The organism is Arthrospiribacter ruber, from assembly GCF_019343195.1.
GTDB lineage: Bacteria > Bacteroidota > Bacteroidia > Cytophagales > Cyclobacteriaceae > Arthrospiribacter > Arthrospiribacter ruber.
This window is the reverse complement of sequence record NZ_RPHB01000005.1, coordinates 275,790-297,042: the sequence shown is the minus strand read 5'-3', so window position 1 is coordinate 297,042 and position 21,253 is coordinate 275,790. Positions and strand designations below refer to the sequence as shown.

18 protein-coding genes are annotated in these 21,253 nt (G+C 38.2%); 13 read left to right on the top strand and 5 right to left on the bottom strand.

Annotated elements, in window-relative coordinates; translation table 11 throughout:
* Positions 1-188: 188 nt before the first annotated feature.
* Positions 189-380: a CsbD family protein gene (locus tag EGN73_RS12040; RefSeq protein WP_219290004.1), complete on the bottom strand. Its 192-nt coding sequence runs from the start codon at positions 378-380 to the stop codon at positions 189-191.
* A 451-nt stretch (positions 381-831) separates the two neighbouring features.
* On the opposite strand from EGN73_RS12040, the gene EGN73_RS12035 reads away from it, so the two are divergent.
* The 3 genes from EGN73_RS12035 (at position 832) to EGN73_RS12025 (ending at position 3,723) form a co-directional block, all read left to right on the top strand.
* Positions 832-1,788, top strand: coding sequence for a YihY/virulence factor BrkB family protein (locus EGN73_RS12035; RefSeq protein ID WP_219290002.1), 957 nt, complete (start codon positions 832-834; stop codon positions 1,786-1,788).
* 75 nt (positions 1,789-1,863) lie between these two features.
* Positions 1,864-2,796: a mechanosensitive ion channel family protein gene (locus tag EGN73_RS12030; protein WP_219290000.1), complete on the top strand. Its 933-nt coding sequence runs from the start codon at positions 1,864-1,866 to the stop codon at positions 2,794-2,796.
* Between the two features lie 405 nt (positions 2,797-3,201).
* Positions 3,202-3,723 carry a hypothetical protein gene (locus tag EGN73_RS12025; protein WP_219289999.1) on the top strand — a complete coding sequence of 174 codons (522 nt, stop codon included), beginning with the start codon at positions 3,202-3,204 and terminating at the stop codon, positions 3,721-3,723.
* Between the two features lie 98 nt (positions 3,724-3,821).
* On the opposite strand, the gene EGN73_RS12020 is transcribed toward EGN73_RS12025, so the two are convergent.
* The 3 genes from EGN73_RS12020 to EGN73_RS12010 form a co-directional block, all read right to left on the bottom strand.
* Positions 3,822-5,264 carry a hybrid sensor histidine kinase/response regulator gene (locus tag EGN73_RS12020; protein ID WP_219289997.1) on the bottom strand — a complete coding sequence of 481 codons (1,443 nt, stop codon included), beginning with the start codon at positions 5,262-5,264 and terminating at the stop codon, positions 3,822-3,824.
* 24 nt (positions 5,265-5,288) lie between these two features.
* Entirely contained in the window at positions 5,289-5,732 is a 444-nt protein-coding gene (locus EGN73_RS12015; protein WP_219289995.1) for a response regulator, read from the bottom strand.
* A gap of 216 nt (positions 5,733-5,948) precedes the next feature.
* Positions 5,949-7,364, bottom strand: coding sequence for a sensor histidine kinase (locus tag EGN73_RS12010; protein ID WP_219289993.1), 1,416 nt, complete (start codon positions 7,362-7,364; stop codon positions 5,949-5,951).
* Between the two features lie 186 nt (positions 7,365-7,550).
* On the opposite strand from EGN73_RS12010, the gene EGN73_RS12005 reads away from it, so the two are divergent.
* From EGN73_RS12005 to EGN73_RS11995, 3 genes are all read left to right on the top strand, one after another.
* A complete protein-coding gene (locus EGN73_RS12005) occupies positions 7,551-7,703 on the top strand; it encodes a lmo0937 family membrane protein (RefSeq protein WP_219289990.1) in 153 nt (50 codons plus the stop codon).
* Positions 7,704-7,877: 174 nt separating this feature from the next.
* Positions 7,878-8,228, top strand: coding sequence for a response regulator (locus EGN73_RS12000; protein ID WP_219289988.1), 351 nt, complete (start codon positions 7,878-7,880; stop codon positions 8,226-8,228).
* A 16-nt stretch (positions 8,229-8,244) separates the two neighbouring features.
* The gene (locus EGN73_RS11995) at positions 8,245-9,681 is read left to right on the top strand and encodes a sigma-54-dependent transcriptional regulator (RefSeq protein ID WP_219289985.1); all 1,437 of its coding nucleotides are present in this window, start codon (positions 8,245-8,247) and stop codon (positions 9,679-9,681) included.
* Between the two features lie 425 nt (positions 9,682-10,106).
* Here the strand turns inward: EGN73_RS11995 and EGN73_RS11990 are convergent, their stop codons facing one another.
* Positions 10,107-11,084: a M23 family metallopeptidase gene (locus EGN73_RS11990; RefSeq protein ID WP_219289982.1), complete on the bottom strand. Its 978-nt coding sequence runs from the start codon at positions 11,082-11,084 to the stop codon at positions 10,107-10,109.
* Between the two features lie 118 nt (positions 11,085-11,202).
* Between EGN73_RS11990 and alaS the strand changes: the two genes are divergently transcribed.
* The 7 genes from alaS to EGN73_RS11955 all read left to right on the top strand — a co-directional run bounded on the left by alaS (position 11,203) and on the right by EGN73_RS11955 (position 21,253).
* A complete protein-coding gene (gene alaS / locus EGN73_RS11985; protein ID WP_219289979.1) occupies positions 11,203-13,830 on the top strand; it encodes an alanine--tRNA ligase in 2,628 nt (875 codons plus the stop codon).
* A 222-nt stretch (positions 13,831-14,052) separates the two neighbouring features.
* Positions 14,053-15,513: an Asp-tRNA(Asn)/Glu-tRNA(Gln) amidotransferase subunit GatB gene (gene gatB, locus EGN73_RS11980; RefSeq protein ID WP_219289976.1), complete on the top strand. Its 1,461-nt coding sequence runs from the start codon at positions 14,053-14,055 to the stop codon at positions 15,511-15,513.
* A gap of 2 nt (positions 15,514-15,515) precedes the next feature.
* Positions 15,516-16,634, top strand: a complete 1,119-nt coding sequence (locus EGN73_RS11975) for a peroxiredoxin family protein (protein WP_343207105.1) — start codon at positions 15,516-15,518, stop codon at positions 16,632-16,634.
* Between the two features lie 273 nt (positions 16,635-16,907).
* Positions 16,908-17,378: a nucleoid-structuring protein H-NS gene (locus EGN73_RS11970; protein ID WP_219289973.1), complete on the top strand. Its 471-nt coding sequence runs from the start codon at positions 16,908-16,910 to the stop codon at positions 17,376-17,378.
* A 20-nt stretch (positions 17,379-17,398) separates the two neighbouring features.
* The gene (locus tag EGN73_RS11965) at positions 17,399-17,977 is read left to right on the top strand and encodes a hypothetical protein (protein WP_219289970.1); all 579 of its coding nucleotides are present in this window, start codon (positions 17,399-17,401) and stop codon (positions 17,975-17,977) included.
* Positions 17,974-18,813 carry a hypothetical protein gene (locus EGN73_RS11960; RefSeq protein ID WP_219289969.1) on the top strand — a complete coding sequence of 280 codons (840 nt, stop codon included), beginning with the start codon at positions 17,974-17,976 and terminating at the stop codon, positions 18,811-18,813. The genes EGN73_RS11965 and EGN73_RS11960 overlap by 4 nt, the downstream gene beginning before the upstream one ends.
* Positions 18,800-21,253 (top strand): leucine-rich repeat domain-containing protein, encoded by a 2,454-nt coding sequence (locus EGN73_RS11955; protein ID WP_219289965.1) that lies wholly within the window; start codon positions 18,800-18,802, stop codon positions 21,251-21,253. The genes EGN73_RS11960 and EGN73_RS11955 overlap by 14 nt, the downstream gene beginning before the upstream one ends.

Here is a 21,253-nt window from a genome sequence, read left to right as displayed (position 1 = left end):
ATTAGACCAGTAAGCAATTTTATAAGGGGTCTAGGTCAATCTGATTTAAATAGAATTAGGTTGGTAAACAAAGGTTAATTTTTTTCCCGATTATTCTACTGGTAAGAAAGCGGATACTCGTAATACTAATTTTGATGGCATAAAAAAACCCGGTTCAAAAAAACCGGGTGGAATCTGAAAAAAATTGGTTACAGACTGTCTATAAAGTTTTTAACTTCCTCTTTAGACTTGCCGGTTTTCTTCTGGATCTTGCCTAGAAGTTCGTCTTCCTGACCTTCCGCATAAGTAAGCTCATCCTCGGTCAATTCACCGTATTTTTGCTTCAACTTACCTTTTATCTCATTCCAGTTTCCTTTCATTTTATCTTCAAAAGCTCCCATAATAATAATTTGGTTTAGATTAATAATTCATTATTTGATTTACTTATATCCATAAACTATGCCTTCTGAGTTTTATTTTGTCAAAAACCCTGAAAGGCCTCTAATACTGCTTTTTAACCTCATTTCTATTTTCAATACCAAAAAGACTATTATTGAAATTTGGGGATGCATGACCATAAAGTGGGGAAATTTTGATGTCAAATAGGTCGGATAAAGAGATTTTTTCTCCATTCAGTATTAAGAATTCCATTGTTTGGATAAGAATAGTATAATAAATAATTGAAAATATTAATTTATTGCTTCTTCGTGAAAGATTTAGGTCTTTTGGCTTAATTACTGTTTGATTCCAAGTATACCAGCACAAAACCCTAATTGTTAAAAACTAATTTCAGATAGGCTTATCAGCTAGGTTTTAATAATTGAATTTCAAAATCATAAGCGTTATGAGACCATGCAAAATCATCCAAGAAGAAGGGTTTGGCCAAAGCTGGCTGATATTCCCCAGATTTTTATCCAAGCTTTTAAAATTTGGAATGCAAATAACCCTTGGCGCCTAGGTGCAGTAGTAGCATACTATGCAGTGCTTTCACTTCCAGGTCTTCTGGTAGTAGTCATCAATAGTGTTGGTGCGATTTGGGGCAATGAATTGGTGCAGGGCGAGATCCATGAACAGATTGAGGAAGCTTTGGGGAGCAGTGCTGCTCAGGGAATAGCTGCAATTGTTGAGAATTCCCAAGCCGATGATAGAACTATTTTTGCCAGTATAATTGGAGTGGGAGTTCTGATTTTCGGTGCTACGGGTGTGTTTTATCAGTTACAGATCAGCATCAATGAAATCTGGAATGTGAAGGTAGATCCGGATGCAGGTTTTTGGAAAATTCTTAAGGATAGGGCAGTCAGTCTCGCTTTTGTGATGGTCATAGTGTTTTTGTTGATCATAAGTTTTGTAGCATCTACTGCAATATCTATGATGAGCAGCTACTTGTCCAATATTTGGGAACCTGGTTGGGTTATTATTGCCCAAATAATAGAATTTACATTCAGTACAGCTTTGCTGGGCGGATTGTTTGTCCTGATATTTAAATATATGCCGGATATCAAGCTTCCATTTGCTACTGTGTGGTTAGGAGGTATTTTTACTGGGCTTTTATTCAATGTAGGTAAATTTTTGCTCAGTATTTATTTCAGTGCTTCCGACCCAGCATCCACATATGGGGCAGCTGGATCGGTAGTGCTGGTTCTGCTTTGGGTATCCTATTCCTGTCTGATATTATTTTTTGGTACAGCGATTACCAGAGCCTTTGCAGATCATTATCATTATGAATTGGTCCCAGCCAAACATGCCATTATTGTTGAGGAAAAGGAATTGATATTAAAAAAAGGATCTGAGTTCGATAGAGAAGTGTAGTCCTATCCAGTCAGATCATAGGGTGTTTTAAGACACTTGTTATTTATTAAATGTTCAACTAAATACAAAATAGATATGAGTACAGGAGAATTATTAAACGCATTGATTGATAAGTTGGAAGGCTGGGCAATAGCCATTGTCCGTTTACTTCCAAATCTCGCACTTGCTATTTTGGTGATCTTCTTGGGCTTATTGGCAGCCAAAATTGTCAGAAAGTTTTCCAAAAGGCAACTGACCAAGTTCCATGTGGATAAGACCATAACAGGTTTTCTAAGTAGGATACTCTTTATAGCTGTTATTGTAGTGGGCTTGGTGGTAGCACTGTCCATATTGAATTTGTCCGGTACTGTAGCATCAATCTTGGCTGGACTTGGAATTTTAGGTTTGGCTTTAGGTTTTGCCTTTCAGGATACCGCAGCCAATTTTATGTCAGGTATATATATCACCTTTAAGCAGCCATTTGCTATAGGAGATGTAATTGAGACCAAAAACGGAACCATGGGAAATGTCATGGACATCAACCTAAGAGTAACAAAAGTGAAGACTTTTGACGGACCCATTGTATATGTTCCGAATAGATTTTTGTTTGAGGATGATTTTACGAATTTTACCGAAAGTGGTCAAAGAAGATTGAGAGTGGCATGTGGAGTAAGCTATGGAGATGACTTGGAAAAGGTCGAAAAAATTGTTTTGGAAGCATTGGAAAATACTCCGGGTAGAATTCAAAACGAAGATATCACTATTCACTGGACAGAGTTTGGAGACAGTTCTATTGATTTTACTGCCAATATATGGTTAGATTATACAAGAGAGAATAAGGCTTTTGTAGGAGCAAAAAACTATGCATTCAAAGCTTTGAAAAAAGCTTTTGATGATAATGATATCATGATTCCATTCCCAATCAGAACTTTGGACTTTGGCATCAAAGGGGGTGTTACGTTCAAAGAAGAAATCAAAGAGTCAGGTGCCTGGGAGCATAACGGTGAAGAAAAGAAGGTTAAAGAATAGAGTCTGAATTATTGAAACGGTTTAGGGGCTGTCCAATTTGTATGGACAGCCTTTTTCTATGTGGAACTCTTCTCTCAAAATTCTTTGGTTAAAGCACTAGCCTATAAATGCTCTCATGACATTGATCCCCTTTATCTACATCATGGTTAATGTTATTGTCAAATAACTATTGTTTATCTATTTTTTCCCCTGAATTGGGAATGAAATTCCTATGATTGTGGAATTGTTTCGCACTGATTTTTTCGGGCCTCTTCAATTGTAAATGTTTCCATTATGAATATAAATATCTGAAAATCAAACTATTAATAATTTTTTTAAACTTTAAAACCCTTTAATTTTTGGGTTGGAACCTCCTTTGCAAAAGTACAAGTAAATCAACTTTTGTTAAACCAAACTTTAATGACCATGCAACGAACAAACGGAATTATATTAGGAATAGGGATGGGCTTATGTATCATCTCTTGTGAGCAAAAAGGAAAAACTGAACAACAAGAGAAGAGTGTAGACAGGCTTGAAAACTTCGTGGACAGTGTGGAAACAGCAGTTAACAGAGAAGCAAATCACAACTGGACAGTGTTGGACAATAGGTACAATAAGCTGGTTTCCAATGTTGAGGCTTCCTACGATGATTCAAAAGAAAAAGCAAGAGAAAAATACGAAGACTTGGAGGAAAGGTATGAAGAGGCTAAAGTAGAAGCCAGAAACAAAACCGCCAAAATGCAGGAGGATGCTGAGAGACATATGTCCAATGTAGAATCTTGGTGGGAAAGAAATACGGCTAGAGCTCAGCAAGGTACCAGAAATACAATGGATGATATCGAAGAAGGTGCTAAAGATAGTTGGGAATGGCTAGAGAAAAATACCGATAAACTTGGTGATGATATCCGTGCCAGATACGAAAAAATAAAATCTGATCTCGAAGGATAAGATTTTGAAGAATAGGATTGGGTGATTTTTTAAAGAGTGATTAAGATTTTTTCAGCTGAAAAAAAGGGGTTATTCAAAAGTGAATAACCTCCTTTTTTTTATATACAGTCCAATGCGATATAAAAAGTAGTACCCATACCTTCTTTGCTTTGAACGCGAACAGTTCCACCATGGCTAAATATTATGTTTTGCGTATTGGTAAGTCCGAGTCCTGAACCTGTTGGCTTACTAGTGTAAAATGGCTCAAAAAGCCTATCTAATTTTTCCTGAGAGATTCCTGATCCATTGTCGGAAATTTCTACCTGACACTTATTGTTTTTTACAGTGGACTTGACTCTGAGCATACCAAAGTCATGGTCTATTGCCTCAACGGCATTTACAAGAATATTGACAAAAGCTATTTTGACCTTCTCAACATCTACGCTTACATCACCTACTTCATCCGAAAGCTGTGTGACTAACTTGATTTTTTTCAGTTCAATCCTTTCCTTAACCAATTGCACGGCTTCATCAAGGATCTTATTAAGTGGGTAAATTTCTGATTGTAATTCTGTAAACCTTGTTGATTCCAATAATTCTGTAATAAGCTGATTGATCCTTGTACAATTTTTTTTAATGGATTCAATCAGGTCTCCACTTTCATCTTTTATTTCCGAAGGCAATTCATAACATAATTGTTCTGCAGATAAGAGGATGGTAGTCAGAGGGTTTTTGACTTCATGGGCAAGGATTCTGGCTATCCTTCCTGTAGAGCTAAATCTTCTTAGGTTGTATAATTCTTCATCTTTGATTTTCAGTTCTGTCAGGTCTTTGACCATGATCTGAAAAAGGTCATCATTGGTCTCGTTCATTACTACGCTGATCAGGGCTACAATATTCTGCTCAGGATTGATTTTGATTTTAGCTTCAAAATCCAATACATCAGCATTGCTGCTAAGTATGTTTTTCAAAAACAGTTTGTCTTCCTTTTCAACCAAGAGGTCTATGAAATACAGAGATTGACCATTGGATTTTTTGGGATTATATTCGAATTTTTGCAGAAAGGAGGGGTTGAAATCAATGATCAATGAATCCTGGTCTACCAAAATTATAGGGTCAGCTGCCCTTTCAAATATGCTTTTGAATTTTTTTCCTGCCAGATCCAAGCTTTCGTGGAGTTCTGCATCCCTGATCGCATAGCGTATTGTCCTGCCAAGCATCTGGGCATCAAAAGCACCCTTTACTAAATAATCTGAAGCACCGGATTCCATGGCCTGATTGTCCACAGTACCATTTTCCATCCCAGTGAGTATGATTACAGGGGCATGCTTCTGCCTCGACTTGATCATTTCAAGGACTTCAAGACCAGATTGTGAACCTAACCTGTAATCTACAAGGTAGGCATCATACATTTTATCCAATTTGGATTTGGCGTCCTCAAAACTTCTTGCATGAGTCAATTCTAACTGCATAGCCGTATAACCACGCAACATAGTCTTCACTAACAGAAAGTCATCTGCATCGTCATCTACGTATAAAACCCGTTTATTATTTTCCGCCATAAGCTTCAATATCAGGTTTCAATCTCAATCTGGCAACAAAACAGTTTTACCCCAATAGGTCTCAAGTTCCTTTCCTACCGAAAGTAAACCGTCAAATGTACCTGGCTTGGTAATATAACTGTTGCTACCTGAGTAATAGGTAGCTTTGATATCGTCTTCCAATTGAGAAGTGGTGAAGATGATTACAGGTATTTTCTTCAAGGTATTATCAGACTTGATTTCGACCAAAGCTTCTCTGCCATCTTTTTTAGGCATGTTGAGGTCCAATAAAATAAGGTTTGGAAGAGGATATTTTTCTTCATCCTTAAACTTACCCTCTCTTTTCAGATACTGTAAAAGGATTTCTCCATTTTCTACACAGATAAGTTTGGCTTTGTCAAATGACTCTTTGAATGCTTTTGTTATCAAAAGTCTATCATCGATATCATCTTCGGCTACCAGGATGTTCATTACTTTTTCAGTTTTCATGTTGTGGATTGGGTTATGTTTAAAGATGAACGTTACGAAGTTAAACATTTTTTTTTGGTATAACCTTATTTACTTTTTAAATTTCAAGAAGTATTTATTTTACGTGTTATAATTTTTCAATAATATATGTGGATTTTTTTATAAAATTAAAGAGCAGTAAGTTTCTGTTGATCTTCAGATTTTTGAAAATTCACTGCTATTTTGGCTAATTCTCACCTACGACCTATAATCTGGGAAAATCATGTGAAATTTTGAACCTTTACCTTCTTCGGATTCAGCGAAAATAATTCCTTCCATTTTTTCGAATATTTTTTTACAAACAGCCAGTCCTATACCTGTTCCATCATACGCATCTTTTCCATAAAGTCTTTGGAATATGATAAAAATTTTGTCTGCATATTCCTGATTAAACCCAATACCATTATCCTCTACAGTTATATGGTAGTAGGTCACTTCTGCATCAAAATCTTCCAGGTGTAGTTTTATAAAGTCTTCCGAAGGGATATCTGATTTGATAATGATTTTGGGGTTCTGATCAGGTTTTGAAAACTTGATGGCATTACTAATCAGGTTTTGAAATACCGTTCTCCAATCTGTGTATGAACCCTTTATTTCAGGGAGATTCTCTATATTGATTACTGCATTTTTTTCATTGACTACAACAAAAAGATCATCTAAAACTTCATTGACTACATTTTCAAGTAGAAGGATTTCATCATCTTCCTTTTGTCTACCTGCACGGCTGTACTCCAAAAGATCTGTGATCAGTTTCCTCATTCTGTTGGCGGCAAAGGCAATCCTTTCCAAATAGAGTTTTCCATCGCCTTCCAGTTCATCCTTATATTGTTCCTGAAGGAGATCATTGAATGAAGTGATCTTCCTTAAAGGCTCTTGAAGGTCGTGTGAAGCTACGTAAGCAAACTGTTCCAGCTCTTTGTTGGAAATATTGAGCTGATAGACTTGCTCCTCAAGCTGCTCTTTATAAGAGGCCAATTGTTTATTGGCAGCTTCTTGTTCTTTTTTGTATTTGGAAAAAGAATTGAAACTGATGATAACAGCGCATATGGATATGGCAACCACAGCAAAAATTATTATTGCCAGAACATTTAAATTGTTGACCAGTTTTTGGCTTTTCTCGTCCAGAGATGTTCTCTGATGGTGAAGAATTAAATTGTTTTTATCTTTGATTTTTTGCCCAAACTTCAGAAAATTCTCTTTTCTATGCGCTTTTACATATTCAAAATATTCCTCAGGATCAGGGTTGCTTGATAGTGAATTTTTATAAGTTGCAATTCTCTCATCAATCAAATAGGTAAGTGCATCAATATCTTCCTGACTTTCATTTATGTTGACCGCTACTAGCTTTAAGCTATCGATTTTTTTATAAATGTTGGTCTGAATATTTTGTATACTATCTAAAAATACAGAATCATAAGTAGTGGCAAAGCTCAGGATAGCGATTTCGTTTTCGAGAACAAGGCTGTGAATATCATTGGTCAAGGTTATCATGGAATCTGTATCCTCATTGATTTTATTGAGGTAATTGATCCGATTAAGGGTATAGATAGAAATGATGCCGGTCAGCACAATCAATATCAGGGTGAGAATAGAAAATGCTTTGATTTTGTCCATAGTCGATGTCAATATAATAAAACTTCCTGTACGCAAAATGGGGCTGACATTCCCCAGAGATATGATTCTAAAAAGAGGTTGAAATCCAAAAAAGGCCTCATTTAGCCTTAATTGGCATTTTTCCTTTCAGGCACAAATATTGGAATTTTCATTGTAAAAATTATTTAAACTTAAAATTTTAAAACGATGGGAAATTTATTGTATTTGATCGCAGTGATACTTGTTATCGGATGGATATTCGGAGCATTTGTGTATAGCGTAGGTGGATTGATCCACATATTATTGGTATTGGCAATCATTTCTATTTTATTCAGAGTGATTTCTGGAAGCCGGGTATAGCAATCTTAATTTAGATTTGCTATTTAGATCATCAGGAGCAGTTGATAAATAAACCAAAAGACATTTAGTTTGTCTTTTGGTTTATTTTTAAATAGGTGGAATCCTTTGTTTACCAACAAAAGGATTCTTTAATTGGAGGGCGATGACAAAAGAAGGCTTAAATTTAATAACCAAATGGGAAATAGAGTAGTAGTGATTATAGATGATGAGATAGGGATATTAAATTTGTTGGCAAGATTTCTTAAAAGAAAGGGATTTGAAGTCCATACAGCTATGAACCTATCTGAAGGAGATGACCATTTGCGCAATGTTAAACCAGATTATTTATTTTTAGATGTAAATTTACCCGATGGAAACGGGCTGGATATGTTGCCGAAAGTGAAAGGCGATTTTCCTTCTTTAAGCATCATCATGATGAGTGCTTTTGACCATGAGGATATGAGGATGCAGGCACGTTCTAAAGGAGCTTTGGCATTTCTTAGCAAACCATTTTCACTTAAAGAAGTTGACAGTATAGTCCATTGAATCAAACCCAGTACTTATGGCAAAAATATTAGTGATAGACGATAATCTTGATATCTGCAATCTGCTCAAAAGGTTTTTAAGTAAAAAAGGCCACGATGTCGAAACGACAATGAGTGGGGAAAGCGGATTGGATCTTGTCAGAAAAAATAAATTTGATCTCATTCTTTGTGATTTTAAACTGAGGGACATTGAAGGTCCTGATATCCTCCAAGAAGTAAAAAAAATCTCCCCCGAAACCAAATTGGCTATCATTACAGGTTATTCTGATGTAAGGGTAGCTGTGGAAGTGATGAAAAAGGGGGCATTCGATTACGTAGTAAAGCCGCTCATACCAGATGAAATCCTTAGTCTCATAGATAGGGCGATGGAAACTCCCAGCCAACCTGTGTATGATCAGGCAGAGAAAGTTTCAGATGAAAAGAATCAAAAAAAGGCAATAAGCCCAAATGTAAAAAGTTCAGGAGAGTATATCTGGGGCAAAGGTACTGCTTCCAAAAATCTACTTAAAGAAATTTCTTTAGTTGCCCCCACCAATTTTTCAGTAATCATTTATGGTGAAAGTGGAGCGGGTAAGGAAAATATTGCCAGAACCATCCATAACCTCAGTGAGAGAAAGGACATGCCATTTGTCGCCATTGATTGTGGTGCTTTGACACGGGATTTGGCCGGAAGTGAATTGTGGGGACATGAAAAAGGTGCATTTACAGGTGCACTCAGTTCCAAAGAAGGACAATTTGAATTGGCCGATGGAGGAACAATTTTTTTGGATGAAATCGGCAATCTTTCTTATGATATTCAAGTGGGCCTGCTCAGATTGGTCCAGGAGAAAAAACTGAGAAGAATTGGAGGAGTGAAGGATAAAAGTATTGATGTCAGGATTATAGTTGCCTCCAATGAAAACCTTAAAGAAGCAGTGGCAAAAGGTAAATTCCGTGAGGATCTTTTTTACCGATTCAATGAATTTACTATCAATGTGCCTCCATTGAGAAAAAGAGGAAAAGATATCATGCTTTTTGCAGAACACTTTCTCCAACTTGCCAATATTGAATTGAAAAAAGAAGTGAAGGGCTTTTCGCATGAAGTAGCCGAGCTTTTTGTAAAATATGAATGGCCAGGTAACCTCAGGGAAATGAGGAATATCATCAGAAGATCCTTGCTTTTGTCTGATGGGGAAGAGATTCAGATTACTGCCATACCTCATGAAATTGTTCATGCCCACAAATTCGACTTTAGAGAGGATACAAACTCTCTGTATGTGACTGAAAATTCTTCAAATGAAACAGTAGCAGCAGACGATCCGGTAGATCTTAAGCTGATTGCAGCGCAGGCTGAGGCAGAGGCAATCAAGAAGGCATTGCTAGAAAATCAGTACAACAAAACCAAGGCAGCTAAGCAATTGGGGATAGATAGAAAAACACTCTTCAATAAAATCAAGCTCCACAATATTGCCTAACTTGATATAAAAGCATAATAGCCTGACGTATCTTGATATAAATATTACTGATTTTAGATATTCATTCGAATTAATCTATTTTTCTTTGTTTTAGACTAAAAGGCTGTTGTCCAGTATAATGAATAAAAAAGACCGTAGATTTTTTCCACGGTCTTTTTTATATAAAAATGGAGAAAGTTTTAATAATTATACGCCTCTTTACCAGTAGCCTCAATTTCTGATACAAATGGGTGTTCCAAAACAATATCTACAAGTATCTGATTCTGAAGATTCGGGATCGATTTGAGCTGAAAATTCAAGCTTAATTCATCACTTGCAAAGTTCCGTTTATTTATAAATTTTTTTGTTCAAAAGCGCATGTGCAAAATTATTGCTATTCCCCAATACGCTTTCGAAACTTGGAAGGTCTCCTCAAATCAATTATTTTAAGACAAAGATTGATTTTCCCGAGATGCCAGTTCCAGAATTTTGTCGTATTCTTCCGGAGTCAGGTCTTTGAAGAAGTATTGAACCGGGTTTACAAATTTATCGTCTTTGATGACTTCATAGTGTACATGGGGAGCCGTAGAAGAACCTGTATTTCCCACGGTACCGATCTGATCCCCTCTTTTGACTTTCTGACCGGGTCTTACAGAAAAATCATTCATGTGTGCATAACGGGTAATAAAGCCAAAGCCATGGTCTATTTCCACATATTTCCCATAGCCCCCAAATACGGTTTTGACTGCCTTGACAATACCATCACCAGTGGCATAAATCGGGGTGCCTTTTGGAGCGGTAAAGTCCACTCCTGTATGCATTTTTCTCACTTTTAATATAGGGTGAACCCTCATGCCGTATCCTGAAGCAAGAAGATTGAGGTCTTCATTAAGTATAGGCTGGATAGCAGGAACTGATGCCCAATATTCTTCTTTCCTTAATGCCAGGTCAGTGACCTCGTCATAGGATACATGCTGTACGTACATTTGCCTTTTAAGAGCGTCAATTTTGGAATTTAGGGAAATGATCATTTTCTCCTGATTGAGCGCTTTCTCCCTGATTTCGCGGTACCTGTCAGCACCTCCCACACCAGCTTGCCGTATTTCAGGGGCGATAGGTTCGGATTCAAAAATAATGCGGTAAAGGTTGTCGTCCCTTTGCTGAAGATCGGCAAGCATTTCATTCATTTTGCCTACTTCTTCTTCCAAAAGCTTATAGTAGAGCTTAAGTTCTTTATTTTCCCTCTTGAGCAAAAGCTCCTTGGGACTGTCAAAATACATGTGAAATCCAATGATAAATACAATTGCCAAAACAGAGGCCAAAGAGAGAAATCCAAGGCCATTCAGCAGGATATCCCATTTGCTTCTTTTGTATCTTTCGTATTTACAGGTTTTTGTATCGTAGTAATATTTTATTCTACTCATTACAATTTGCAGGCTAATTATTCTAATTTTGTAGCCCTTAAGGGCTTGAGTGGTTAAGCATTGAAGTCCGCAAAGATATACAATAATCAATACAATCCGAACATACTCAAAAGCTTACATGGAAGCCAAACAGATCAGAAGTACTTTTATTGAGTTTTTTAAATCCAAGCAGCACCAATTCGTTCCTTCATCTCCGATCGTTGTCAAAAATGATCCTACCCTGATGTTTACCAATGCAGGTATGAATCAGTTCAAGGATTTCTTCTTAGGCAATGAACAGGCGAAGGTCACGAGAGTAGCTAACAGCCAAAAATGCCTAAGAGTTTCAGGTAAACATAATGACCTGGAAGAAGTAGGGGTGGATACTTACCATCATACCATGTTTGAAATGTTAGGGAACTGGTCATTTGGGGATTATTTTAAGAAGGAAGCCATCGAATGGGCCTGGGAGTTGCTTACGGAGGTTTATGGTCTGCCCAAAGAACGTTTATATGTATCTGTTTTTGGAGGTGATGAAGGGGACGGGCTCCAAAAAGATATGGAGGCCTTTGATATTTGGAAAGCCATTGTACCTGAAGACAGGATTCTTTTTGGCAACAAAAAGGATAATTTTTGGGAAATGGGCGACACAGGTCCCTGTGGACCTTGTTCAGAAATACACATTGACCTGCGCACAGATCAGGAGAGGGAATCCCAGAGCGGCTATGACCTGGTCAACAATGACCATCCACAGGTGATAGAAATCTGGAACCTAGTGTTTATGCAGTTCAATAGACTTTCAGATGGTTCATTGAAGGAACTGCCTGCCAAGCATGTGGATACAGGTATGGGCTTTGAAAGGCTGGTAAGGGCGATCCAACAGAAATCCTCCAATTACGATACCGATATTTTTATGCCGTTTATCGCGCATCTTGAAGAAAGGTCCGGTAAAAAATATGGTCTGGATGAAAAGACTGATATTGCCATGAGAGTGGTGGTGGACCATATTAGAGCCATTTCATTTACTATTGCTGATGGTCAGCTTCCTTCTAACAATAAAGCAGGATATGTCATCAGAAGAATTCTAAGAAGAGCAGTAAGATATGGCTATACATTCTTGGGGTTCAATCAGCCCTTCTTGTTCGAGTTATTGCCTCTACTGGCAGAGAATTTTGGGGAAATATTCCCGGAAGTAGCTGCCCAGCAGGATTTTATTGCCAAAGTGATTATGGAGGAAGAGTCTTCCTTCCTCAGGACTTTGGACAATGGGCTCAAAAAACTGGATCAGATCGTTTTGGAACTTAATAATTCTGGAGAGGATGTAATTCAAGGAAAAACAGCATTTGAATTATATGATACCTATGGTTTTCCTCTGGATCTCACTTCTCTTATTGCCAGGGAAAATGGCAAATCGGTAGATGAAAAGGGTTTTGCTGCTGAAATGGAAGTCCAGAAAAACAGGTCCCGAGCTGCTGCCGAGCAAGAAACCGGTGACTGGGTACTGGTAAGAGAAGAAGAAGGTGTGACCTTTGTAGGCTATGACCAACTCACCTGCACCAGTGCCATTGTCAAGTACCGGACAGTAAAGGACAAAAAGGGTGACCGTTATCAAGTGGTATTGGACAAAACACCTTTCTATGCCGAAAGTGGTGGACAAGTAGGAGATCAAGGTTGGCTTCATTATGGTGGGGAGCACGTCAAAGTGCTGGACACCAAAAAGGAAAATGACCTTATTGTACATTTTGTGGACAAATTGCCCGAGGACCCTGCATTAGAATTCTGGGCCGAAGTGGATGCCGGACTTCGAAGCAAATCGATGAAAAACCATACCGCCACTCATTTGCTACATGCGGCTCTCAAAAAGGTGTTGGGGGATCATGTACAGCAAAAAGGTTCTTTGGTCAACGATCAGTTTTTGAGGTTTGATTTTTCTCATTTTGCGAAAATGACAGATTTGGAAATCGCGGAAGTGGAAACTATTGTCAATGCAAAAATCAGAGAGAATATAACCCTGAACGAACAAAGGAATGTGCCTATAGAAGAAGCCAAAAATCAAGGGGCAACGGCACTGTTTGGTGAGAAATACGGAGACTTTGTAAGGGTAGTCACTTTTGACAGGGATTTCTCTGTGGAACTCTGCGGAGGTACTCACGTAAAGGCCACGGGAGAAATAGGCCTTTTCAAAATCGTTTCGGAAGGTTCTATTTCCGCAGGGGTTAGAAGAATAGAAGCCATCACCGCGCTCAAGGCAGAAGAATTTGTCAATGTCCAGTCCACGCTTCTGAAAGAAGTGCAAGAAATGCTGAAAAATCCAAGAGACCTGAAGAAATCCATAGAATCTCTTCTATCTGAACGAAATGAACTTAAGAAAGAAATAGAGCAGCTTCACGCGCAAAAAGCCGGAGCATTGAAATCTGAGTTGTTGAAGACTGCCAAAGAGGTAAATGGATTCAATTTTATTTCAGCCAAAGTAACACTTCCATCGGCGGATTCATTGAAGAAACTGGCCTTTGAACTTAAAAATGAAGTGCAGAATATTGTAGCTGTACTTGCAGCGGATATAGAGGGTAAGCCACAGATTGCTGTAGTGATTGATGAAGCAATGGTGCAGGAAAAAGGATTCAACGCTGGAAATGCAGTCAGGGAATTGGCAAAAGAAATCCAGGGTGGTGGAGGAGGTCAGCCATTCTTTGCTACTGCTGGAGGGAAAAACCTGTCAGGATTGGATAAAGTGGTGGAAAAAGCCAATGTGATATTCGCCTCCTGATGCCATTTGGATAAATCCATTTGGTTTTAGTGGATTTAGGGCGCATTTTTGAGAATTAAAATGTGAAGTTAAATGACAAGCAACTGAATATTTTGAAAACATCCGTTTTGGGGCAGACTTGATAATGTTGACCAAGATCTAAAATGAGTTGTTAATTTGATTCAAAAGTTAAAGTGCTTAGAAGCTGATAACTGAAAAATATTAAGAAAGAAACAAGTGACTATGCTTTCAGCAAAAATAAAAGATAAATATGAGTTGGTAGTAGGGCTTGAAGTTCACGCCCAGCTACTTACCAAAAGTAAAATGTACGCTACAGATTCCACCGAATTTGGAAATATGCCCAATACACAGGTGTCTGTTCTGACTCTTGGGCATCCAGGTACATTGCCAAAAGTAAATAGAAGAGCAGTAGAGTTTGCCATCAAGATGGGATTGGCCTGCAACTCCACCATTACAAGGAAGAATATTTTTGCAAGAAAAAATTATTTCTACCCAGATCTGCCCAAAGGGTATCAGATTACTCAGGACAAAGGGCCTATCTGCGTAGGAGGTGAGGTACCCGTTACTTTATCTGACGGTTCCAAAAGATCCATCGCACTGACAAGAATCCACATGGAGGAAGATGCCGGGAAATCCATGCACTTGGCTGGAGAAGTCGATACATTGGTAGATTTTAATAGGGCAGGAGTTCCTCTTATAGAAATCGTGTCCGAACCTGATATCAGGTCTTCAGAGGAGGCCTATGCCTATTTGGTAGAAATCAAAAAACTGGTCAAGTACCTGGATATCTGCGATGGCAACATGGAGGAAGGCTCGCTTAGGTGCGATGCCAATATTTCTGTGATGCTGAAGGGTGCCAAAGAGTACGGGAAAAAGGTAGAGGTCAAAAACATGAACTCATTCCGGAATGTAGCCCGCGCCATTGAACATGAATTTGAAAGGCAGGTGGCCATGGTTGAAGAGGGGGTAGAGATCATTTCCGAAACCAGGACTTTTGACGCTGCTACTGGCTTGACTGCGAGCATGAGGACCAAAGAGGACCTGAATGATTACCGGTATTTTCCAGAACCTGATCTTAGCCCAGTGGTGGTTTCTGAAGAATGGCTGGAAAGCATCAAAGTAGCGATGCCTTCTCTGCCGAGAGAGCTTCATCATAAGTTCGTTAATGAATTCGGCCTTCCTGAATATGACGCCGGAGTATTGACAGATAGCAAAGAGATAGCACGTTATTTCGAAAAATTGTGTAAGAAGACTAAAAATTATAAAGCAGCATCCAACTGGATGATGGGACCGGTCAAATCCTATCTTAATGAATTGACCTTGCATATTGAGGATTTTCCGGTTACTCCGGAACAATTAGCAGCATTGATTGCATTAATAGATGAAGGAAAAGTTAATTTCTCAGTAGCCTCACAGAAAATCTATCCTGAATTGCTGAAAAATGCCAACAAGTCACCTTTACAGATAGCCCAAGAACTCAATCTTATCCAGGAAAGTGATGAAGGAAGCTTGAAACCTATTGTAGAAAGTGTTCTAGCTGAGAATGAAGCGAAAGTAGCTGAATATAAATCCGGCAAGAAAGGACTTATGGGGATGTTTATGGGGCAAGTAATGAAAAAGTCTCAAGGCAAAGCTGACCCTAAGGTAGCGACTAAGTTATTATCAGAAATATTAGACAATTAAATATGATGGGAATTGTTAAAAATATACTGCTTTTATCCATAGGTATAGCCATGCTGGCCTGTGAACAAAGCAGTAAAAGAGAATTTGACGGATCGGTAATGATCACGGGGAAATTAGAAAATGTCCCAAATGGATCTGTTGTTCTAGCTTACATCAGTGATGATGCGCCCCAACAGATTGCTGAAATACCCGTATCCGGATCCGGTAAATTCGAGTACAACTTGATCTTAGATGGACCTGGTTTTTACCTACTCAATCTGATGGGCAGCAAAGAGGTGAAATTGGCGCTATATGATCAGGATGTGGATGTTTTCTACAATTTTGCTGATGATACCAGTCTAAAAATTGAAGGCTCTGATGATTCCCAATATGTACAGGAAATCAATGCCCTGATGCAGGAATACCAAGGAACTATCAATTACCTGAACAATGTCTACATGGAAGCCATGAAAGAACGTGATCAGGAAAAAATAAAAAAAGTACAGCAGGATGCCCTGGAACTTGAACAAAATCATGCTGCAAAGGTAAAAGACCTGGTCCGCAGTATGGATGGAAGTTTCGCCGCCTTGCAGTCATTTTCTATGATCAATCCAAAATCGGATTTTGAATTTTTGGATGAGACAGTGACTAAAATGTCCGAAAGGTATCCTGAATACAAAGAAGTACAGCAGCTTATGGCCCAATTGGAAGAAATGAGGGCATTGGCAGTAGGTCAGCCGGCACCTGAAATCTCGCTTCCTGATCCAGATGGAGATATTGTAAACTTGTCAGACTTGAGAGGTAAATATGTCCTGATCGATTTTTGGGCTGCATGGTGCAGGCCTTGTAGAGAAGAAAATCCTAATGTAGTCAGGCTATACAATGAATACAAAGACCAAGGGTTTGAAGTTTTTGGCGTTTCATTGGACAGAACCAAGGATGCTTGGGTAAAAGCCATCGCCGATGACAATCTGACTTGGACACATGTTTCTGATTTAAAATATTTCAATTCCGAGGCAGCTTCCCTGTACCAGATCAATGCCATACCAGCTACATATATGCTTGATCCTGAGGGGAAAATAATCGCAAAAGATTTAAGAGGCCAATCCTTGGAAAACAAATTAAAAGAGATTTTCAATTGATATTTGAGGATTTTCACATAGTCTTAAAAGCCGGCTTTTTGAGTGGTTTTTTTATGTGAAAAAATAATTTTAATTTCCTCAAATTTCAATGATGCAAATAATTGGAATTTTCATTTACATTTGCGCCATTGATCGAGTAGGTGAGCAAAATAACTGACTTTCAGGCCCAGATATTAAAATTCCTTAATTGATCAAAAAAACTGATTCTATGGAATGCTTTTTGCTTTTTGTGGAATCGATCAGCAAAAAACCAAAACACAATAAAGATCAAAAATGAAAAAAAGAACCATCCAATCACCCCTTAGCAGGTTGTTGACCTTAGCTTTGTTTTGCTTGTTAGCAATGGGAGCTTGTAAGAGCAAAAAGAAAGTAGCTGCTACTCCTCCTCCTGCACCTGTTGAGGAACCTGCCCCAGCCCCAGCACCAGCCGAGCCGCAACCTTCCGCTGAGGAAGTAGCAGTTGGCAAATTGGAAAATTATTTCAACAGCATTTCCAATTCATCCAATGTAGACGCTGCAAACAGAACAATTTCAGAAGCTTTGGGAATGTTTTCAAACCAAGACACCCCTGTTTTGATTGTTATTTATGAAGAAGGCGGAATTAAGGATTATGATGAGCCTACTACCATCAACAAATACCTTAATTATCTTAAAGACACCAAAAAGAACCTAAACTTCATCTCTGACATTAGACTTGACAATAACGGTAGGGTCTCTGAGCTTGAACTTCGTAGAAAAAAATAATTCTGAAATCATTTATCACCATGAAAAAATATATCCCTTTATTCCTGTTGTTGTTTTTTGCAACCACAGCTGTATCCTTAGCACAGTCTGATAACATCAGCCCTGCAAGAAAACAGGCAATTGACTCACTTGCTTTGGAAAAAGTAAAAGATTTGTCAAAATACATTTCTATCATAGGAAGCAAAGAAACGCAATTCTCTGAAGCCAATAGAGTGATGGACAGAGCCGAAGAGCTTTTTGCTCCAGGTGCTGAGATGGGCGTTTCTTCTTTGAGCAGAAGAGAAATCGCTTACTACAAAGTAAGAAGATACTTTGAAAGATTGATGGCACTCAACTATGACAGGGTAAACATCACTTGGTATGACATCCACTATATTTCTGACCTGGAAAGACAACCTGACGGTAGATATGTAGGTGTCGTTACTGTTTATCAGAGATTTGAAGGTACTTCCCTAGAGAGTGGTCTCAATTATAGAGACACAACCAAAAAGGATATCACCATTTACGTAGAGAAAAAACAAACTCAAATTACCGGTAGAACCATCGAGTTTTGGGACGTAATGCTAGGTGATATCAGAGTGACTGAAACCTCCGCATGAGAAAATTAATCCTATTAGTATTAGTAACAATATTATCCTATGAGTTGGCACCGGGGCAAGGTTTATACAGCCCCGGCCAACCAAAGGATGATGGAAGATTCGCCGCTTCCACCAAGCAAGTAAATCAATTTTTTAGACGCTTCAATGCTGAAGAATCTGTAGAAGGAGATAAACGCTATTACGAAGGTGATCCCTTATACAGGGACAGAGAATTGAGGGGAAAATTTATAAGTATTCTTTTTGATAACGAAACGTCTTCTATTAATTCTGACACAAAAAGACAGTTTTTAGAAGAAGTTTTATCCGAAAATTATCCTCAATTTATTCATTTCCATAGAGATGGATGGTTTGCAGAAGTAAGTGCCATTTTCACCCATAAAGGCAAGCGTGAAAATGTAACCCTTTTCCTTAAAATCCAACCGGAAGGTTTGGGATATGAGTGGGTGATTGATAAGGTAGTTTTTCAGCCTTTCAAAGATATTTTCAAAAAGCCGGAAGGTGATGCCAAAGGTTTTCTGCATCCATTGAGTCATGAGCTTGGTTTCATGAATCTCCGTAAAGCATTTCAGGACTCTGATACACCGGAGGCTTATACCCCCAAAGAGTATAATCCCGATTATTTGACACTTTTTTTGTACGAGATGAAAAAAGGTAGCATCAAATTTGAAACAATCAATGATGTGAAGTTTCATTTCTTCCAGATCAATAACTGGTACTTTGAGCTGAATCAGTTCAATAGACCGGGAAATAATACAGGTTGGCTAATCGGGAATCTGGTTAGGTTGCAACCTGGAGACAAAGAATCTATACTCAGATACATCTATGACCAGAAATAGTCCTCTATTCCTGCTTTTTATTATTTTTCTTGGCTCTTCTACTCTTGTAGTAGGTCAGGACATAGCCGGCTACAACAAATCCGAAATCAAAGATCTAAGCCAGAAAGTGGAAGATCAGGTCAAATTCCTGGAGTATTTTCTTAATACTGTGGGAAGTAAAGATACACCTGCTAGGGACAAGGATGTCATTATCAGGGAAAGTTACATGAAGATTTTCCGTGATGGCAAAGTTCAAGTAGAAGATGACCTTCTTTTGGATAGAAAAGTGATTACCAACAAAGACATTACTGCTTATCTGAAAGATATTGAGTTTTTTTTCAGAGATGCTAATTTTAAATTTAGAATAAGGGAAGTCAAGCCTTTTGAAAGGGACAATGGAGAACTTTCTTTTTTGGTTTCCATGGACAGAACTTTAGAGGCCATTGGGCTGAATAAGGAAAAAATTACCAATACCAGAGAAAGGTTTATTGAAGTCAACGTGGACAAAAAGTCCAATGAGCTGAAAATTGCCAGTATGTATACCACCAAACTGAGCAGAGATGAGGAGTTGCTCGAATGGTGGAGGACACTTTCCTTTACATGGGAATCTTATTTCAGGTCTAAGGTTGGCCTTAGTGAAGAAGATTCAGTCACTTTGGATCACTTATACAAAATAAGCTCGATTGACAGTATCAATTTGGCTGGAAATCAATTTGTGGTTGATCTTGAGCCTATTGAAGCGCTACGTGACCTAAAGTACATAGATATCAGCAATACCAGAATTACTGAGCTGAATCCTATCAGTAATGTAACATTCCTTACTTATCTGAATATTTCAAATACCGCAACCAAAGACATACAGTTTATCAAATATTCTGATAAACTTACCAGTCTTGATATTTCAAATACTCAGATACAGGATTTGGACGAATTGGGTAACTTAAAGCAACTACATACTCTAAGGGCAGTTAAGACACCAATCATGAGTTTTGGCGTTTTGAACTCATTTGAATCTTTGAGAAATCTCAATTTAAGTGAGAGTGGCTTTAATAATGTCGAGAATATAAGTGAATTGACTGAGCTTAAGTATTTGGATATCAGCAATAATTATCTGATCAACTTTGAAATGCTCAGCCTATTGGAAAATCTGGAAGAAATTAACCTTCAGGAAACCAATATTGCGGATTTGAGCCCTTTGACTAATTTACAGAAGCTAAGGGTGATCAATATCAACCAAACTGAAGTAACTGACATTTCACCTTTAAATGATAAACCATCCTTACAGCGAGTTTATGCTGATAGAACGGGTATCTCAGAAAACAGTGCTGATGTGTTCAGCAGAAGAAACAGAAGAGTGTTGCTTATGCATCACGTGGAAAATCTACAAACTTGGTGGGATGGTCTACCTGAAGGATGGCGGACTGTTTTAAGAGAAATCAATCCTGATCTGAATAGAGAAATACCTACAGTGGAAATTTTGGCTTACACGGTGGGTATGGACTCTTTGGATCTCTCCGGATCCGAAATCAAAACGCTTGGACCTGTATTGAAATTTAGAAAAATCAATTACCTCAAGTTTGATGACACTGAAATACAGGATTTGAACCCACTTGCCGATATGAAAACCCTGAACCATATTTCAGGAAGAAATACCCAAGTGAAATCACTACAGGCTTTGAGTAACTTGAATGAACTTACGCACATTGACTTTTCCAAAACAGAAGTAAACTCTATTGAAGTCTTGCATGGACTTGAAAAACTCGAATACCTGAATGTAGATGCTACAGCCATTGAAGAGGACGAAGTGCCGGTGTTTATGGAAATAAACCCTGATCTCCATTTGATATACAGATCTTCTATTCTGGAGAATTGGTATGACAACCTTGAAGAAAGGTGGAAGGACGTATTGAAATCTTATTTCAACAGTAATGATGATCCAGATATGGAAACCTTGCACGTGTGGACTTCCAGTCCTAGGCTTTCTATAGAAAGATCTTCAATCTCTACGCTGAGGCCTTTACTTATTTTCGTCAATCTTAGGGAATTGAATGTTTTCAATGTGCCGGTGACAGATTTTTCTGTCTTATCTCAAATGACTCTACTAAGGGAGTTGTCCATTGTCCAGTCTCCATTTACAGACCTGTCGGTCTTGCGACCATTAGAGGAACTTAGAGTTTTGGATCTGAGTAGTACAGGAATTGATGACCTAAGGCCTATATCCAATCTGAAAAGTATTGAAGAATTAAAATTGGCAGGAACCAACATAAAGGTTTTGAGAGGGTTGGAGGGCTTTAATAATTTGAAACAGCTCGATATTTCAAATACCAATGTAAGGAACCTGAAGCAGGTACAGGGTCTGGGAAGCTTAGAAAAATTGGTGTGTTTTAATACAAGAATCAATAAGAGGATCATTGATCTTTTCAGAAGGCAGAATCCGGATTGCGAAGTTTTATACTATTAA

Coding starts and splice junctions, on each gene's coding strand:
- EGN73_RS11975 (WP_343207105.1), top strand. CDS start 15,516: ATGATGGGAATTGTTAAAAATATACTGCTTTTATCCATAGGTATAGCC.
- EGN73_RS12025 (WP_219289999.1), top strand. CDS start 3,202: ATGCAACGAACAAACGGAATTATATTAGGAATAGGGATGGGCTTATGT.
- gatB (WP_219289976.1), top strand. CDS start 14,053: ATGCTTTCAGCAAAAATAAAAGATAAATATGAGTTGGTAGTAGGGCTT.
- EGN73_RS12000 (WP_219289988.1), top strand. CDS start 7,878: ATGGGAAATAGAGTAGTAGTGATTATAGATGATGAGATAGGGATATTA.
- EGN73_RS12020 (WP_219289997.1), bottom strand. CDS start 5,264: ATGGCGGAAAATAATAAACGGGTTTTATACGTAGATGACGATGCAGAT.
- EGN73_RS12010 (WP_219289993.1), bottom strand. CDS start 7,364: ATGGACAAAATCAAAGCATTTTCTATTCTCACCCTGATATTGATTGTG.
- EGN73_RS11995 (WP_219289985.1), top strand. CDS start 8,245: ATGGCAAAAATATTAGTGATAGACGATAATCTTGATATCTGCAATCTG.
- EGN73_RS11990 (WP_219289982.1), bottom strand. CDS start 11,084: ATGAGTAGAATAAAATATTACTACGATACAAAAACCTGTAAATACGAA.
- EGN73_RS11960 (WP_219289969.1), top strand. CDS start 17,974: ATGAGAAAATTAATCCTATTAGTATTAGTAACAATATTATCCTATGAG.
- EGN73_RS12035 (WP_219290002.1), top strand. CDS start 832: ATGCAAAATCATCCAAGAAGAAGGGTTTGGCCAAAGCTGGCTGATATT.
- EGN73_RS11965 (WP_219289970.1), top strand. CDS start 17,399: ATGAAAAAATATATCCCTTTATTCCTGTTGTTGTTTTTTGCAACCACA.
- alaS (WP_219289979.1), top strand. CDS start 11,203: ATGGAAGCCAAACAGATCAGAAGTACTTTTATTGAGTTTTTTAAATCC.
- EGN73_RS12040 (WP_219290004.1), bottom strand. CDS start 380: ATGGGAGCTTTTGAAGATAAAATGAAAGGAAACTGGAATGAGATAAAA.
- EGN73_RS12005 (WP_219289990.1), top strand. CDS start 7,551: ATGGGAAATTTATTGTATTTGATCGCAGTGATACTTGTTATCGGATGG.
- EGN73_RS12015 (WP_219289995.1), bottom strand. CDS start 5,732: ATGAAAACTGAAAAAGTAATGAACATCCTGGTAGCCGAAGATGATATC.
- EGN73_RS11955 (WP_219289965.1), top strand. CDS start 18,800: ATGACCAGAAATAGTCCTCTATTCCTGCTTTTTATTATTTTTCTTGGC.
- EGN73_RS12030 (WP_219290000.1), top strand. CDS start 1,864: ATGAGTACAGGAGAATTATTAAACGCATTGATTGATAAGTTGGAAGGC.
- EGN73_RS11970 (WP_219289973.1), top strand. CDS start 16,908: ATGAAAAAAAGAACCATCCAATCACCCCTTAGCAGGTTGTTGACCTTA.